Below are 15,268 nucleotides of genomic sequence, written 5' to 3' on the forward strand. Positions count from 1 at the left end.
AACCAACCCGTTAACGCAAAACGGCAGGAACTGCCGTTCGGTATCTTAATAACCCATGAATCGGCCGGGCCAAAACGACTTCTTGGCGAGCCGGTCCGTCCCGATTTGAAGCACGGATCGGTGCAGTGGCCGGCAATTTCCTAAGAAAGTGTCAAAACCCCGGGATATTCCCGGGGTCTACCGCACCGCTTCTTAACCCCCTGTTAACCATATGCACGGCAATTTCTACCTACCGAAACCGTCCGGTAGTCGGACAGAACTGAGCAGCGCCATGTCCATCAACGATCTGCCCGTGTTGTCGGCATTGCGTACCAAGATGCAGTGGCACCAGGAGCGGCAGCGCGTGCTGGCGGAGAACGTATCCAATTCGGATACGCCCAACTTCAAGCCACGGGACCTGGTTGAGCCGAAGTTCAATTCAACCGGCCAGGCGGTGGGTGGCTTTGCGCCCCTGTCGCTGACGCGCACCAGCGCCGCGCACATCGTGCCGTCGTCGGGCGAGAGCGCGAGCTTCGACCAGAACCGCAAGGTCGGATTTCAGACGCGGCCGGCCGGCAACGCGGTCAGCCTCGAAGAGGAAATGCTGAAGGTCTCCGCCAACCAGATGGACTATGCCGCCGCGACCTCGCTGTACGGCAAGAGCCTGCATCTGTTGAAGACGGCGATCGGCAAGGGCTGAGCCCGATTAGGGGAGACCGACAAGCATGGCAAACGACTCCAGCGATTTCCTGCGCTCGATGAGCATCGCAACCTCCGGCCTGCGTGCGCAGGCGGGGCGTATGCGCGTTATTTCCGAAAACGTCGCCAATGCCGATTCGACCGCGGCCAAAGCCGGTGGCGATCCGTATCGGCGCAAGGTCCCGACATTCACCTCGGCGCTCGACCGTACGCTCGACGCCAAGGTGGTGGCCCTGGGCAGGGTCGTGCCTGATCAATCTTCGTTCCGCGTCAAATACGATCCGAGTAACCCGGCCGCGGACGCGACCGGCAATGTCAAGTACCCCAACGTCAATCCGCTCATCGAAATGACCGACATGCGTGATGCACAGCGGTCCTACGAGGCGAATTTGAACATCATCGGCGCGACGCGCCGCATGATCCAACGCACACTCGACATTCTGAAGACCTAGGACAGGAACGAAAGTCATGGCCTCCCCAATCTCCGCAGCGAATGCCTATGCGAATTCCGCCCGCGTGCTCGACACCAGCGGTTCGGGCAACGCCTTCGGCGGACTTGCGCGCGTGCGCGACGTCCTCGGCAATGGTGCCGGCGCCGACAAGGGTGGTCCGTCGTTCAGCGCGGTGCTGAAGGACGCGATCGGCAGCGTCATGGAGGCTGGACGCAAATCCGACAGTCAGTCGGTCGCGATGGCCTCGGGCAAGGCGAACGTGATGGATGTCGTCACCGCAGTCGCCGAAACCGACGTCGCGGTGTCGACGCTGGTCTCGGTGCGCGACCGCGTGATCCAGGCCTATGAAGACGTGATGAAGATGACGATCTGAGCTCGCTTCGAGCGCATCGGGCGTGACGCGTGGGGACGCGTCACGCCACATGACCTGCGGGGCCGGATGTGCCGGAGCTGCGTGCAATGAAAGGCGCCGACCAGGCGCTGACGGACGATGAGGGGCGACAGGACATGACCGGAGCTGAAACGCTCGACGTGGCGCGCGATGCGATATGGACCATCGTGATCGTCTCGTCGCCATTGATGGTGGTCGGGCTCGTCGTCGGCGTGATCGTGTCGCTGTTCCAGGCGCTCACGCAGATTCAGGAGCAGACCCTGGTGTTCGTGCCGAAGATCATCGCGATCTTCGTGACGCTGCTGCTGGCGCTGCCGTTCATGGCCGACGCGCTGCATTCGCACATGATGCGGATCTCGTCGCGAATCATCGGCGGATGAGGCAATGTCCGGCGCGGCAGAGCTGTCCCTTGCAAGGGCGCTGCGACCGGTCGTGAGGAGCGGTGCGGGGGGCGCTGCTGCTTTCGATCGGGCGCGAGCGGCCTTTCGGCTTTGCGCGTTGAAGGCCGGCTCTTGCCGGGCCAGCTCCCGCCGGGTCATTTCTTTGCAGACCGCCGTGCCGCACCAGCTTGCGGCCGCCGGGGCCGGGACCGCGGACGATGCGCATCGACATCTCGTTCCTTCCGACGCTCGCGGCGGTGTTCATGCTGGCCTTCGCGCGCATCGGCGCGATGGTGATGCTGCTGCCGGGGCTCGGCGAGGTCAACATTCCCGTCCGCATCAAGCTCTCCATCGCGCTGCTGCTGACGATGATCGTGCTGCCGCTCAACCGTCAGGCCTATCAGGTCGACCTGCAGTCGCTGGCGCCGTTGCTGGTGATGATGGTGCACGAAATCGTGATCGGCATCGTGCTCGGCGCGACCGCGCGGGTCACGCTGTCGGCGCTGCAGGTCGCGGGCTCGGTGATCGCGCAGCAGATGGGGCTGGGGTTCGTCACCGCGGTCGATCCGACGCAGGGACAGCAGGGCGTCCTGATCGGCAACTTCCTCACCATGCTCGGGGTGACGTTGCTGTTCTCGACCGACAGCCACCACCTGGTCATTGCGGCGCTCAGCGACAGCTACAAGATTTTTGCGCCGGGCGAGCTCGTTCCGAGCGGCGACGTCGCCTCGCTGGCGACCAAGGCGTTTGCCGCCGCCTTCAAGATCGGCCTGCAATTGTCGGCGCCGTTCCTGGTGTTCGGCCTGGTCTTCAACATCGGGCTCGGCGTGCTGGCGCGGCTGATGCCGCAGATGCAGGTCTATTTCGTCGGCGCGCCGCTCTCGATCCTGATCGGATTCGTGGTCTTCGCGGCGGTGTTGACCGCGATGATGGGAACGTTTCTCGGCTATTTCGAAGGCGTCATGCACGAGATGATGCCGCGGTGAGGGGCCTGACCGATGGCCGATGAAGGCGATTCCGAAGACAAAACAGAAGACCCGACGCAAAAACGGCTCGACCAGGCGCTCGAGCGTGGCGATGTCGTCAAGAGCCAGGAGCTCAACACCTGGTTCGTGATCGCCGCCGCGACCTTGGTGATGTCGACCTTCTCGGGCTCGATCGGCAGCGCCGTGCTGGTGCCGCTGCGCAACCTTGTCGCCAACTCCTGGATGATTCACACCGACGGTGCGGCCCTGCTCGCGCTGGCGCGCAGCCTGTCGTTCGTCGTGATCGCCGCGATCGGCGTTCCGATCCTGATGGTGATGCTGGCGGCGATCGCCGGCAACATGATGCAGCACCGCCTGGTCTGGTCCGGCGAGCCGCTGAAGCCGACCTTCAGCAAGATCTCGCCGCTGGCCGGGGCCAAGCGGCTGTTCGGCAAGCAGGCTGCGGTCAACTTCGCGAAGGGCATCTTCAAGCTGGTGCTGCTCGGCACCGTCATGGTGATGATCCTGTGGCCGGAGCGGCTGCGCCTGGAATCGCTGCTGCATCTCGACGTCAGCGAATTGCTCGGCGTGACGATGTCGCTGACCAAGCATCTGATGGGCTCGGTGGTCGCGCTGCTCGCGCTGGTCGCGATCGGCGATTATCTGTTCCAGTACCGGCAATGGTACGAGCGCCAGAAGATGTCGCTGCAGGAGATGAAGGAAGAATTCAAGCAGTCGGAAGGCGACCCGCACGTCAAGGGCCGCATCCGGCAGATCCGCCAGCAGCGCATGAAGAAGCGCATGATGGCCGCGGTTCCCAAGGCCTCCGTGATCATCACCAACCCGACCCACTACTCGGTCGCACTGTCCTACGAGCGCGGCATGTCGGCGCCGGTCTGCGTCGCCAAGGGCGTCGACAACATCGCCTTCAAGATCCGGGAGATCGCTCGGGCGCACGACATCCCGATCGTCGAGAACGTGCCGCTGGCGCGCGCGCTCTACGCCACGGTCGAGATCGACGAGGAGATCCCGGTGGAACATTATCACGCGGTCGCGGAGATCATCGGCTACGTGATGGGGCTGCGGCGCAGCCTCTCGGGACGCCCGCAATGACAACCGATTCGGTCCGGGATCGGGCCGCAAAATACGGATAAATCATGGAATATCGGCTTGACGGGCTTGCGCTTGACCCGTCGATTCAGGCAGGTGGAAGCGGAGGCCGCGCGAACGGGCTGCGGCTCTCAGCCGACAGGTCGCGTCCCCTCGCCATGAGCGCCGAATCAGACAACGATGCACCGGACCAGGTGAACCTGCCGGAGCGGCCGCGCCGCAGCGGCAGCATTCTGCTGATTCTGCTGGTGGCGTTCGGCCTCGTCGCGGTCGCGATCGCGCTGATGACGATCGGTCGCGCCCAGGCCCAGCCCTATATTCTCGGTCTGCTGTCGCTGCTCGCCACTGTCGGCCTGTTCAATCTGTTTGCGTTTGCCGCCGGCATCGTCCGTTTCGCCGACAAGGCGACCGATGATCCGGTCATGGGCGCCATCGCCGATCACGCCTTCGACGGGCTCGCGGTGACCGATCCGCGCGGCCATGTCGTGTATGCCAACGCCGCCTATCTCACCATGACGGGAGCGGCGAGCCCGCAGGAGGCGCGTCCCGTCGAGCGCGTCTTCATCGGCAATCCCGACGTCTCCGAAGCCGTGTTCCGCCTGCTCAAGGCGGCCCGCGAGGGCAAGCGGCAGCAGGAAGAGGTCCGCATCACCGCCTCCGAGGGCGGCCAGGGCCGCTGGCTGCGCATGCGCGTCCGTCCGCTTGGCCAGACCAAGCGCCATGCCCGCTATGCGGTGTGGTCGATCGCCGACATCACGCGGGATCGCGAGCGCCAGGAGGACGTGTTCCAGGAGCTGCAGCATGCGATCGAATATCTCGACCATGCGCCGTGCGGCTTCTTCTCGGTCAACCCCGAGGGCAGCCTGGTCTACGTCAATGCGACGCTCGCCAACTGGCTCGACTACGATCTCGCCGAGATCGGCTCGGGCGGGCTGAAGCTCGCCGATGTCGTCTCTGGCGACGGCGCCTCGCTGCTGAGCTCGATCGTCGCGGTGCCCGGCGAGGTCCGGACCGAAGTGTTCGACATCGACCTGAAGATGCGCGGCGGCAAGACCATGCCGGCGCGGCTCTATCACAAGCTCGCCTTCGGCGCCGACGGCAAGCCGGGCGCCTCGCGCACCCTGGTCATCAGCCGTGCCCGCGACGAGCGCTCCGATCCGGAGCGCGCCGCCGAGGTGCGCTTCATGCGCTTCTTCGACCATACGCCGATGGCGATCGCGACCGTCGACCGCGGCGGCGCCGTGGTGCGCGCCAATGCGCGCTTTGCCAAGCTGGCGCAGAGCGTCAGCGGCGATGCCGCCGCGGCGAAGTCGATCTTCCGCGCCGTCAGCCAGCGCGACCGGCATCTCCTCATCGCCGCGATCAACCAGGCCAGCGAAGGGCAGGCGGACATTCCGCCGGTCGAGGTGATGCTGGACGGGCCGAAAGAGCGCTTCGGCCAGTTCTTCGTCACCGCCGTCGATGTCGACGAGCGCGAGACCGAGGCCGCGATCGTCTACATGCTCGAGACCACCGAGCGTCGCGCGCTGGAGAACCAGATCAACCAGTCGCAGAAGATGGAGATGGTCGGCCAGCTCGCCGGCGGCATCGCCCACGACTTCAACAACGTGCTCTCGGCCATCATGATGGCCAACGACTTCCTGCTGAACGCGCACAAGCCGACCGATCCGTCGTTCCAGGACATCATGCAGATCAAGCAGAACGCGACGCGCGCCGCGACGCTGGTGCGGCAGCTGCTCGCCTTCTCGCGCCGGCAGACCTTGCGGCCGCAGGTGCTCGATCTCGGCGATGCGCTGTCGGACCTGACGATGCTCTTGCGCCGGCTGATCGGCGAGAAGGTCAAGCTCGATCTCGCCCATGGCCGCGACCTCTGGCCGGTCAAGGTCGACGTCTCGCAGTTCGAGCAGGTGGTGGTGAATCTCGCGGTCAATGCCCGCGACGCGATGCCGGACGGCGGCAAGCTCTCGGTGCGCACCGCCAACGTCTCGGCCGAGGAGGTCGCGCAGGCGGCCTACAAGGGCATGCCGATCGCCGACTACGTCCGGATCGAGATCAGCGACACCGGCACCGGCATCCCGGCCGAAATCCGCGAGAAGATCTTCGAGCCGTTCTTCTCGACCAAGGAGGTCGGCAAGGGCACCGGGCTCGGGCTCTCGACCGTCTACGGCATCATCAAGCAGACCGGCGGCTTCATCTATGTCGACAGCGAGGTCGGCAAGGGCACCTCGTTCCAGATCTTCCTGCCGCGCCATCACGTCGTGCCGGAGGTTCAGGCCGAGCCGCAGGCCGTCAATGGCGCCGCCAGGGAGCCGGCCGCTGCCGAGGCGCCGAAGCCGCGCGCGGACCTGACAGGGCAGGGCACCATCCTGCTGGTCGAGGACGAGGAGGGCCTGCGGGCGCTGAATGCGCGCGGCCTGCGCTCGCGCGGCTACAGCGTGATCGAGGCCTCGAACGGCATCGAGGCCATGGAGGCGCTGGAGGAGTGCAATGGCGTGCTCGATCTCGTGGTCTCGGACGTGGTGATGCCGGAGATGGACGGGCCGACGCTGCTGAAGGTGATGCGGGAGAAGAATCCGGAGATCAAGATCATCTTCGTCTCGGGCTATGCCGAGGATGCGTTCGAGAAGAGCCTGCCCGAGAACCAGCAGTTCGCGTTCCTGCCAAAGCCCTTCACGCTCAGCCAGCTGGTGGCGGCGGTCAAGGAAACCATGGCACTGCAATAGGTTACCGGAGGACCCTGGCAAGGCGGCCGAGCGGGTTCATCCCGCGACCCAGCGCCGCAGCCGCGCGGCCTCGTGCCGCCTTCCTTTTTCCGCCAACGTGCCCATCTTACGGGCATCCCCATTCCGGGGATTGATGGGAAACCAAGATGAGCTTCATGCAGCGCAAAAGCGGCCTCCTCAAGGCGATGGCCGTGGCCCTTTCACTGGCGCTGCCGACGGTGCTCGCCGTCTCGGCGGCCGACGCCCGGATCGGCGGCGGCTCCAGCTCGGGCTCCCGCGGCACGCGCACCTTCTCGGCGCCGCCTTCGACCTCCACGGCGCCCGGATCGGCGTCCCAGTTCAACCGCACCATCACCCAGCCGGGCCAGCCTGGCGGCTTCAACACCGCCCAGCCGTCGCGCGGCGGGCTGTTCGGTGGCCGCGCCGGCGGCCTTCTGGGCGGCCTCGCAGCCGGGTTCCTCGGCGCCGGCCTGTTCGGCATGCTGTTCGGCGGCGGCCTGTTCTCCGGCCTCGGCGGCTTCGCCTCGATCCTCGGCCTGATCCTGCAGGTGGTGCTGGTGGTGTTCCTTGTGCGCATGGCGATGGCCTGGTGGCAGCGCCGCAACCAGCCGGCCTATGCCTCCGGCCCGTCGCCGGCCGACGGCCAGCAGGGCTTCCGCTCCGGCCTCGGCGGCTTCGGAGGCTTCGGCGGCAGCAGCAACGCGCCGCCGCTGCAGATCCAGCCGGCCGACTATGAGGCGTTCGAGCGGCTGCTCGGCGAGATCCAGCAGGCCTGGTCGAACGAGGACGTCGGCCGCCTGCGGCTGTCGTCGACGCCCGAGATGGCGTCCTATTTCGAGCGCGATCTCGAGGAGAACCAGGCCCGCGGCGTGGTCAACAAGGTCTCCGGTGTGAAGCTGCTGCAGGGCGACCTCTCCGAAGCCTGGCGCGAGAACGGCGCCGACTACGCCACGGTGGCGCTGCGCTTCACCCTGACCGACAAGACGGTCGAGCGCGCCTCGGGCCGCGTGGTCGAAGGCTCCGACCAGCCGCAGGAGGTCACGGAGATCTGGACCTTCCTGCGTCACCCCGGCGCCGACTGGCAGCTGTCGGCGATCCAGCAGGTCAGCTGAGCCAGGTCAGCTGAGCCAAGGCTTTGAGATGATCATCAGGCGCCGCGGAGCCATCCGCGGCGCCTTTGCTTTGCCCGTTCCGCACGGAATAATCCGACGCGTAACGGGTTCCACAGGCACCCACGACATCGCGCGCAAGCGATGCGCCAACGACATCCACGAGGGAGGACAGCCATGACATCGATCCGCACCATCATGCGCGCGAGCGCGCTGCTCGCCGCAGTTTCCGCTGCGCCCGGCCTGATCGCGCCCGCGGCCGCGCAGAGCGCCGGCATGAGCTTCTTTCTGACCAGCAGCGGCCCCGGCAATGGCGGCGATCTCGGCGGCCTCGCCGGCGCCGACAAACACTGCCAGACCCTGGCGCAGGCGGCCGGCGCCGGTGCCAAGACCTGGCGCGCTTATCTGTCGACCCAGGCCGCCGACGGCCAGCCGGCCGTCAATGCGCGCGACCGCATCGGCAAGGGCCCGTGGCAGAACGCCAAGGGCGTGGTCGTCGCCAAGGACGTCACCGAGCTGCATGGCGCCAACAACCTCAGCAAGCAGACCGCGCTGAGCGAAAAGGGCGAGGTGATCAATGGCCGCGGGGATACGCCGAACCGTCACGACGTGCTGACCGGCTCGCAGGCCGACGGGACGGCGTTCGCCGCCGGCGAGGACCGCACCTGCCGCAACTGGACCAGCGCGACGCACGGCGCGGCCATGGTCGGCCATTCCGACCGCATCGGCCTGCGCGACGACGAGCCGTCGAAGTCGTGGAACAATTCCCATCCCTCGCGCGGACCCGACGGCGGCTGCTCGCAGTCCGATCTCAAGAGCACCGGCGGCGACGGGCTGCTATACTGCTTCGCGGCGAACTGACACCGCGTCCCTATCCCTCGCAGTCTGCGTATGGGCGCATCACATCGAGGATGGCCCATGCGCTACGAGCTCTACTACTGGCCCATGATCCAGGGCCGCGGCGAATATGTGCGGCTCGCGCTGGAGGAGGCGGGAGCCGGCTATCGCGACGTCGCGCGCGAGGACGGCATCGGTGCGATGACGGCGATGATGGAGGCTGAAAGCGCCACCCCACCGTTCGCGCCGCCGTTCCTGAAGGCGGGCCGCCGCGTCATCGGCCAGACCGCCAACATCCTGCTGTTCCTGGGCCCCCGCCACGGCCTCGCGCCGAAGACCGAGGCGGGGCAGTCCTGGCTGCATCAATTGCAGCTCACCTTGACCGACTTCGTCGTCGAGATCCACGACACCCATCATCCCCTGGGGCCGACGCTGTACTACGAGGATCAGCGCGCGCCGGCCAAGAGGCGCACTGCCGAGTTCTGGAGCGAGCGGGTGCCGAAATTCCTCGGCTATTTCGAACAGCTCGTGGCGAACAGCGGCGGCGCCTATGTCACCGGGCGCCGGCTGACCTATGTCGACCTGTCGCTGTTCCAGATCGTCGCCGGTCTCCGTTATGCCTTCCCGAACCGGATGGCCGCGTTCGAGCGCCGCATCCCACGCCTCGTCGCGCTGCACGACCGCGTCGCCGCCAGGCCGAACATCTCAGCCTATCTCACAAGCCCCCGCCGTATCCCCTTCAACGAGGACGGCATCTTCCGCCACTACAAGGCGCTGGATGAGTGAGGTGGGACAGCGTGCAGTCGTGCGAGCTTCGAGTTCGTATCTTGGAGAGGCAAGCTCGTGCGTCATCGGCGCTGCGCTCCCTCTCCCCGTTCTTCACGGGGAGAGGGCGGGGGTGAGGGGCAGACGCATGGGAAGTGCGTGTGGATAGACCTGTACCCCCTCACCCGGATTGCATCTGACGATGCAATCCGACCTCTCCCCGCCCTAGCGAAGCTTCGCTTCGCCCTGGCGGGGCGAGGTACACCGGCAAGCCGCCCGAGATGCACAGACGACCGGGATTGGTCAGCATTTGGAGGAGCAACTCACACGTATAGCGGCGGACGCTTTCGCGCGCCGCCGCCATACGAAGTTGGCCTGAGGTGGGATGATCAGGCGAGAATGTCGACGCGCGTGCCCTGTCCGGGCGGCAGCGGCGGACGTGACGACTGCTTCTCAGCGGCCGCTTCGTCGCCGGTCTTGTCGGACTTGAAGGTCTGCGTCTGCTGGCTCTGCGTCTGTTGAGCCTGACTCTGTTGCGTCTGATTGTCTTGAATCTGTGGCTTGTTCGTCTCGGTCGAGACCGGCGGCGGGGCAGGCGGCGGTGAGGACGTCGAGACGCTCGAAACGGACATGGTCCAGCTCCTCGCTTGGTGTTGCGAACAGCGTGGCCATGTCCAACGAATGTTTCGTCAACCGGATCGTTCGAATTGTCTGCAACTGTGGGTGGCGGCTGCGATAGTGAACGGGGCGCTCATCGCCGTGCAGAAACGCGGGCCTATTGGTCCTTGCTGCGGCTGATGGTGATCGAGGACTCGGTCTTGGTGCGGGCGCAGCGCATGTCGAGCCGGCGGTAGCGGCTGGCGACGTCGTCGCCGCGGAAGATCCCGAGCCGACGGTAACAGCGTGTGACGCCGCGTTGCATGTCGTCTTTCGGCAGGGTGAACACGATCGCGGCCGCGCTGGCCATCAGGTCGATGAAGGCCGGCGTCGGCTTGCGCTCGGACTTTCCGAACAGCTGGTTGCTGACATTCTTCGATGAGCAGCCGAGCGTGATCTCGCGCGCCCGGGGATGGGCGAGATAGACGGTGCCGGCGGCGGTCTGGCCGATCTTGATGCCGTCGATGCCGTTCTTCAGCTCTTTGGCGAGATCGTCGCAACGATCGGCCCGCGCCGGCTGCGAGGCCAGCACCGCGCTCAGCGCAACGACGATGGCAAACACGGCCGTGCGGCCAAATGAGCAATGATATGAATGCATTCCAAATACCCCCGCGCCATTGAACCCGGCGCGAGGAGATCACGCAAGCGCCGATGCGCCGCTCCAGCACAAGATCATCGCTCCTGTGACACTCATCGAGAGACGCAGTCACATGTCGGAAGAAGCGGCGCGATCGGTCTATTGGAACCAGCAGCGCCCCTGATGCAGCAGCGAGACGCCGGCGGCCTGGCGTTCGCAGTCGTTGCCGAAGGTGTGGTCATTGCAGCCGCAGACCGGCATGTAGATGCGCCTGCAGATCGTCGGCTTGCGTCGGCAGACGCCCGTCATGTCGAACCGGCCACACTGGCCGGCCGGGAAGTCGCAGTAGAGGCCGGCATTGCAGGTGATACCGGCAATGCCGCCGCACGTACGACCTGGGCCGACCGCACCGGCGCTGCCGGGGAGCATGGTGGCGAGGCCGAGGGCGAATGTGATTGCAACGAACAGACCCTTTCTCATGGTGCCTCCAGTCGTAAATGGATGGATCAACAATCTTAGGTTTTATCTGGTGCCGTCCTGGTTCAATTCGTCCCGCCGTTTGGTCGCGACGGCGTGGCGTCACGCCGAGGGGAGCTTGCGGGCCGTCTCGATCAGCACCTCGAGCGTCTCATCGGGCGCCTGATTGACCACGTCATGGGCGCTGGCGAGCGTGCGCACGGTCCAGGTGGGATCAGCGCGCAGGCGGTCGTATTGCGCCGCGAACGGCGTCGCGCTCCAGCCGGTGGCATAGACGAAGACGCGCGGCAGTTCGGGGCGAGGGCGCGTCAGACGAAGCCGCTGCACGAAGCTGCCGAGCGGATGCGGCCGGCAGCGCGGATCGACGCCGTCGCGCGGCAGCACGGTCAGCCCGTCATGGCCGGCCTGCGCGATCACCAGCTGACGATAGGCGTCACCGGCAAGGTCCCACCACGCTTGGCCATCGTCCGGCGCGAACGCATCGAGATAGATCAGTGCTGCCAGCCGCTCTGGCGCGCGGTCGGCGACTCCCGACGCCACCATGCCGCCATAGCTGTGCGCGCACAGGATGACCTCGGAGAGGTCCTCGACCGACAACAGCTCCAGCACATCGGCGATATGTGTCTCCAGATTGATGCCGGCGGTGGGAGCGGGCGTCTCCTCCAGTCCGCTCAGGCTTAGCGCGTAGGCCGCATGCCCCGCCTGCCTGAGCCGCGCTGCCAGCGGCGCATACCACCAGCCGCCGCGCCAGCCGCCGGGAATGAGGACGAAAGTGGCCATGTGATCCTCCGCGATGCCATGTCGAAGCGTGTTTCGATCAGATCTCGCGTCGCAGGCTAACAGAGCTGTCAAGTCCCCCGGGGCCGGCCGGACGTCGCCGGTTGCGGGCTGGTCGCATGGGCCCCTCGGCGGCCCGGTAGCTTTCTTTTCCGCAAAAAGGGCTTAGAACGGCGCTACCGCCGGGTGCCTCGGACAGGCGTCTTCCGGCCCTTCAACCGACGAGTTTTCCATGAACGCGCCCACCGCTTTTCCCGACCAGTCCAAGCCCGTCCCGCCCTACAAGCACACGCCGCTGTTTCCGTTGGGTCCGGACACCACGCCCTACAAGAAGGTCACGGCTGACGGCGTGCGGGTCGAGAAGGTCCTGGGCCGCGACATGCTGGTGGTGTCGCGCGAGGCGTTGCGCGTGCTGTCGGAAGCCGCCTTCGGCGAGATCAATCACTATCTGCGCCCCGGCCATCTGAAGCAGCTGCGCAGCATCCTGGAGGATCCGGAGGCCAGTCCGAACGACAAGTTTGTCGCGCTCGACTTCCTGAAGAATGCCAACATCGCCGCCGGCGGCGTGCTGCCGATGTGCCAGGATACCGGCACCGCGATCATCATGGGCAAGAAGGGCTGCAACGTCATCACCGACGGTGACGACGAGGCCGCGCTGTCGCAAGGCGCCCGCGACGCCTATCTGCGCCGCAATCTGCGCTACTCGCAGGTCGCGCCGCTTTCGATGTACGAGGAGAAGAACACCGCCAACAACATGCCGGCGCAGACCGAGATCTACGCGGAAGGCGAAGACGCCTACAAGTTCATGTTCATGGCCAAGGGCGGCGGCTCGGCCAACAAGAGCTTTCTGTTCCAGGCGACGCCCTCGGTGCTCACGAAAGACCGGCTGCTGGCGTTCCTGAAGGAGAAGATCCTGACGCTCGGCACCGCCGCGTGCCCGCCCTATCATCTCGCCATCGTCATCGGCGGCACCTCGGCCGAGCTGTGCATGAAGACGGTCAAGCTCGCATCCGCGCGCTATCTCGACGCGCTGCCGACGCAGGGCTCCCCGGACGGCAACGCCTTCCGCGACCTGGAGATGGAGCAGGAAATCCACAAGATGACGCAGTCGCTCGGCGTGGGCGCCCAGTTCGGCGGCAAGTATTTCTGCCACGACGTCCGCGTCATCCGCATGCCGCGCCATGGCGCGTCCTTGCCGATCGGTCTCGGCGTGTCCTGCTCGGCCGACCGCCAGGTGCTCGGCAAGATCACCAAGGACGGAATCTATCTCGAGGAGCTCGAGCATCACCCGGCGCAGTATCTGCCGGAGGTCGAGCAGGCGCTCGATGGCGAGGTCGTGAAGATCGACCTCAACCAGCCGATGAAGGACATCCTTGCCACCTTGTCGAAGAATCCGATCAAGACCCGGCTGTCGCTGACCGGCACCATGATCGTCGCGCGCGACTCCGCGCATGCCAAGCTGCGTGAGCGCCTCGATCGCGGCGAGCCGCTGCCGGACTACTTCAAGAACCATCCGGTGTACTACGCCGGTCCCGCCAAGACGCCGGAAGGCTATGCCTCCGGCGCATTCGGCCCGACCACCGCAGGGCGCATGGACTCCTTCGTCGACCAGTTCCAGGCCGCCGGCGGCTCCATGGTGATGGTCGCCAAGGGCAACCGCGCGCCAGCCGTGCGGGAAGCCTGCAAGAAGCATGGCGGTTTCTATCTCGGCTCGATCGGCGGTGCCGCCGCGAACCTCGCCGAGCACTGCATCAAGAAGGTCGAGATCGTCGAATATCCCGAGCTCGGCATGGAAGCGATCTGGCGCATCGAGGTGGTGGATTTCCCTGCCTTCATCATCATCGACGACAAGGGCAACGACTTCTTCAAGGAGCTCAACCTCGGTTGAGCTTCACCGACTTGGATCGCGCACGGATGCGAGGGCCTGCATGGTCGAATGGTTCGACGACCTCCAGATCGGGATGAAGTTCAAGAGCGGCGAGACGACGGTGTCCCGCGAGGACATCAAGCGCTTCGCCGCCGAGTTCGATCCGCAGCCGTTTCACCTCGACGAGGCGGCAGCGGAGAAGACGATCTTCAAGGGCCTTGCCGCCTCCGGATGGCACACCGCCGCGATCGCGATGCGGCTCGCGGCGGAAACGCGTCCGTTCGGACCACATCCGCTGCTGGGTGCAGGGGTCGACGAGCTGCGCTGGATGAAGCCGGTGCGGCCGGGCGACACGCTGCATCTCGAGGGCGAGGTGGTCGACCTCGTGCCCTCGCAGAGCAAGCCGCAAGGCGTCGCGCGCATCAAATGGACCGCCTTCAATCAGCACGGCGAAGCAGTCTATACCTTCAACCCCATCGCCATCGTGCCGCGCCGGCCGACCTGACCGGCGCGTGGCGACAGCGTTCGCTGCGTCAGAGCAATGTTCCTCGGACTGGATGGCTTCCGCAACGGCTGGGTCGTGGTGTCGATCGGTGGCGATCAGCGCGCAATCAGCTTTGCCGCTGACATTGTCAGCGCGCTCGCGGCGCCTTTCGTGCGTGCCGCCATCGACATCCCCATCGGCATGACCGACGATGGCGAGCGTGCCTGCGACACGCTCGCGCGCGAAAAACTCGCACCACACCGCTCCCGCGTTTTCACCGGCGCGCGGCGCTGGCTGTGGGAGGAGTTTGCCGATCCCGACCGGGCCAACGCTGCCGCATCGGCGCGCGGGCAGAAGCGGGCCTCGCGCCAGCTCTGGCACCTCGGCAGGAAGATCATGGAGGTCGATACGTTCGTGCGCGCGCACCACGATCTCGACATCCGCGAGGTGCATCCGGAGCTGGTGTTCCTGCGTCTCAACGGCGCGCCGCTGCCGTCGAAGAAGACGGAGCAGGGCGTCAGGCTGCGCCGTGACCTGCTGATCACGGCCGGCTTTGTCGAGATCGATACATGGCTCCGCCGTTCGCGGATGAAGACCGGCGCCAAGCCCGACGACGTCCTCGACGCCTGCGCCGTCGCGCTTGCCGCCCGCGACTGCGCCGGCAGCGTTCCGGACGGCGAACCGCCGCGCGATGCGCATGGCGTGGCGATGCAGATCTGGTTTTAATCGCGCGAGCACTCTTGCGGCCACGAGCTCCGCTGTCATTCCGGGGCGACGCGCGAAGCGCGGCGAGCCCGGAATCCATCAGGCGGCGCAAAATGCCGCTCGATGGATTCCGGGCTCGTGCTTCGCACGCCCCGGAATGACGGCGGAGAGAGTTCGCGTCCCTTTAAAAGATTCCATAGGGTGCCGACGCCACGCGGTTTAATTCTGAAAAAAATAAATCACTTGCTATTTTTCGGAAATCGTGATTTCTTCTCGCCATCCCGCCTCAAGCTGAGGGGCGTTGCGCGCGATCG

Annotated in this window: 17 protein-coding genes; 13 read left to right on the forward strand and 4 right to left on the reverse strand. The window is 65.9% G+C overall.

The genetic code is table 11. From position 1 onward, the window contains the following. The first annotated feature begins 271 nt into the window (after positions 1-271). The 10 genes from flgB to S58_RS13075 all read left to right on the forward strand — a co-directional run bounded on the left by flgB (position 272) and on the right by S58_RS13075 (position 9,431). A complete protein-coding gene (flgB, locus tag S58_RS13025) occupies positions 272-679 on the forward strand; it encodes a flagellar basal body rod protein FlgB (protein WP_015665788.1) in 408 nt (135 codons plus the stop codon). Positions 680-704: 25 nt separating this feature from the next. Further along, positions 705-1,130 carry a flagellar basal body rod protein FlgC gene (gene flgC / locus S58_RS13030; protein WP_015665789.1) on the forward strand — a complete coding sequence of 142 codons (426 nt, stop codon included), beginning with the start codon at positions 705-707 and terminating at the stop codon, positions 1,128-1,130. A gap of 16 nt (positions 1,131-1,146) precedes the next feature. Beyond that, positions 1,147-1,503: a flagellar hook-basal body complex protein FliE gene (gene fliE, locus S58_RS13035; RefSeq protein ID WP_015665790.1), complete on the forward strand. Its 357-nt coding sequence runs from the start codon at positions 1,147-1,149 to the stop codon at positions 1,501-1,503. A gap of 134 nt (positions 1,504-1,637) precedes the next feature. After that, on the forward strand, positions 1,638-1,901 hold the full coding sequence (gene fliQ, locus S58_RS13040; RefSeq protein ID WP_042340722.1) for a flagellar biosynthesis protein FliQ: 264 nt from the start codon (positions 1,638-1,640) through the stop codon (positions 1,899-1,901). A gap of 218 nt (positions 1,902-2,119) precedes the next feature. Beyond that, entirely contained in the window at positions 2,120-2,887 is a 768-nt protein-coding gene (fliR, locus tag S58_RS13045) for a flagellar biosynthetic protein FliR (RefSeq protein WP_015665792.1), read from the forward strand. Positions 2,888-2,899: 12 nt separating this feature from the next. Continuing rightward, entirely contained in the window at positions 2,900-3,979 is a 1,080-nt protein-coding gene (gene flhB / locus S58_RS13050) for a flagellar biosynthesis protein FlhB (protein WP_015665793.1), read from the forward strand. A gap of 155 nt (positions 3,980-4,134) precedes the next feature. Next, entirely contained in the window at positions 4,135-6,699 is a 2,565-nt protein-coding gene (gene cckA / locus S58_RS13055; RefSeq protein ID WP_015665794.1) for a cell cycle histidine kinase CckA, read from the forward strand. Positions 6,700-6,854: 155 nt separating this feature from the next. Further along, on the forward strand, positions 6,855-7,811 hold the full coding sequence (locus S58_RS13060; RefSeq protein ID WP_042340723.1) for a Tim44 domain-containing protein: 957 nt from the start codon (positions 6,855-6,857) through the stop codon (positions 7,809-7,811). Between the two features lie 174 nt (positions 7,812-7,985). Beyond that, positions 7,986-8,669, forward strand: coding sequence for a hypothetical protein (locus S58_RS13070; RefSeq protein WP_015665796.1), 684 nt, complete (start codon positions 7,986-7,988; stop codon positions 8,667-8,669). 57 nt (positions 8,670-8,726) lie between these two features. Then, the gene (locus S58_RS13075; RefSeq protein WP_015665797.1) at positions 8,727-9,431 is read left to right on the forward strand and encodes a glutathione S-transferase; all 705 of its coding nucleotides are present in this window, start codon (positions 8,727-8,729) and stop codon (positions 9,429-9,431) included. Positions 9,432-9,799: 368 nt separating this feature from the next. Here the strand turns inward: S58_RS13075 and S58_RS13080 are convergent, their stop codons facing one another. From S58_RS13080 to S58_RS13095, 4 genes are all read right to left on the reverse strand, one after another. Then, positions 9,800-10,042, reverse strand: a complete 243-nt coding sequence (locus S58_RS13080) for a hypothetical protein (RefSeq protein ID WP_015665798.1) — start codon at positions 10,040-10,042, stop codon at positions 9,800-9,802. Positions 10,043-10,185: 143 nt separating this feature from the next. Continuing rightward, entirely contained in the window at positions 10,186-10,665 is a 480-nt protein-coding gene (locus S58_RS13085; RefSeq protein WP_015665799.1) for a hypothetical protein, read from the reverse strand. A gap of 138 nt (positions 10,666-10,803) precedes the next feature. Continuing rightward, positions 10,804-11,124 (reverse strand): Kazal-type serine protease inhibitor family protein, encoded by a 321-nt coding sequence (locus S58_RS13090; protein ID WP_015665800.1) that lies wholly within the window; start codon positions 11,122-11,124, stop codon positions 10,804-10,806. Positions 11,125-11,223: 99 nt separating this feature from the next. Continuing rightward, positions 11,224-11,901: an alpha/beta fold hydrolase gene (locus S58_RS13095; RefSeq protein WP_015665801.1), complete on the reverse strand. Its 678-nt coding sequence runs from the start codon at positions 11,899-11,901 to the stop codon at positions 11,224-11,226. 229 nt (positions 11,902-12,130) lie between these two features. On the opposite strand from S58_RS13095, the gene S58_RS13100 reads away from it, so the two are divergent. Genes S58_RS13100 through S58_RS13110 form a run of 3 tightly spaced genes read left to right on the forward strand, consistent with a single transcriptional unit; the run spans position 12,131 to position 14,975 of the window. Then, entirely contained in the window at positions 12,131-13,786 is a 1,656-nt protein-coding gene (locus S58_RS13100) for a fumarate hydratase (protein WP_015665802.1), read from the forward strand. 40 nt (positions 13,787-13,826) lie between these two features. Then, complete coding sequence (locus tag S58_RS13105) at positions 13,827-14,270, forward strand: MaoC family dehydratase (protein ID WP_015665803.1); 444 nt, start codon at positions 13,827-13,829, stop codon at positions 14,268-14,270. 36 nt (positions 14,271-14,306) lie between these two features. Next, on the forward strand, positions 14,307-14,975 hold the full coding sequence (locus S58_RS13110) for a DUF429 domain-containing protein (RefSeq protein ID WP_015665804.1): 669 nt from the start codon (positions 14,307-14,309) through the stop codon (positions 14,973-14,975). Positions 14,976-15,268 lie beyond the last annotated feature (293 nt).

The organism is Bradyrhizobium oligotrophicum S58, from assembly GCF_000344805.1.
Lineage (GTDB): Bacteria > Pseudomonadota > Alphaproteobacteria > Rhizobiales > Xanthobacteraceae > Bradyrhizobium > Bradyrhizobium oligotrophicum.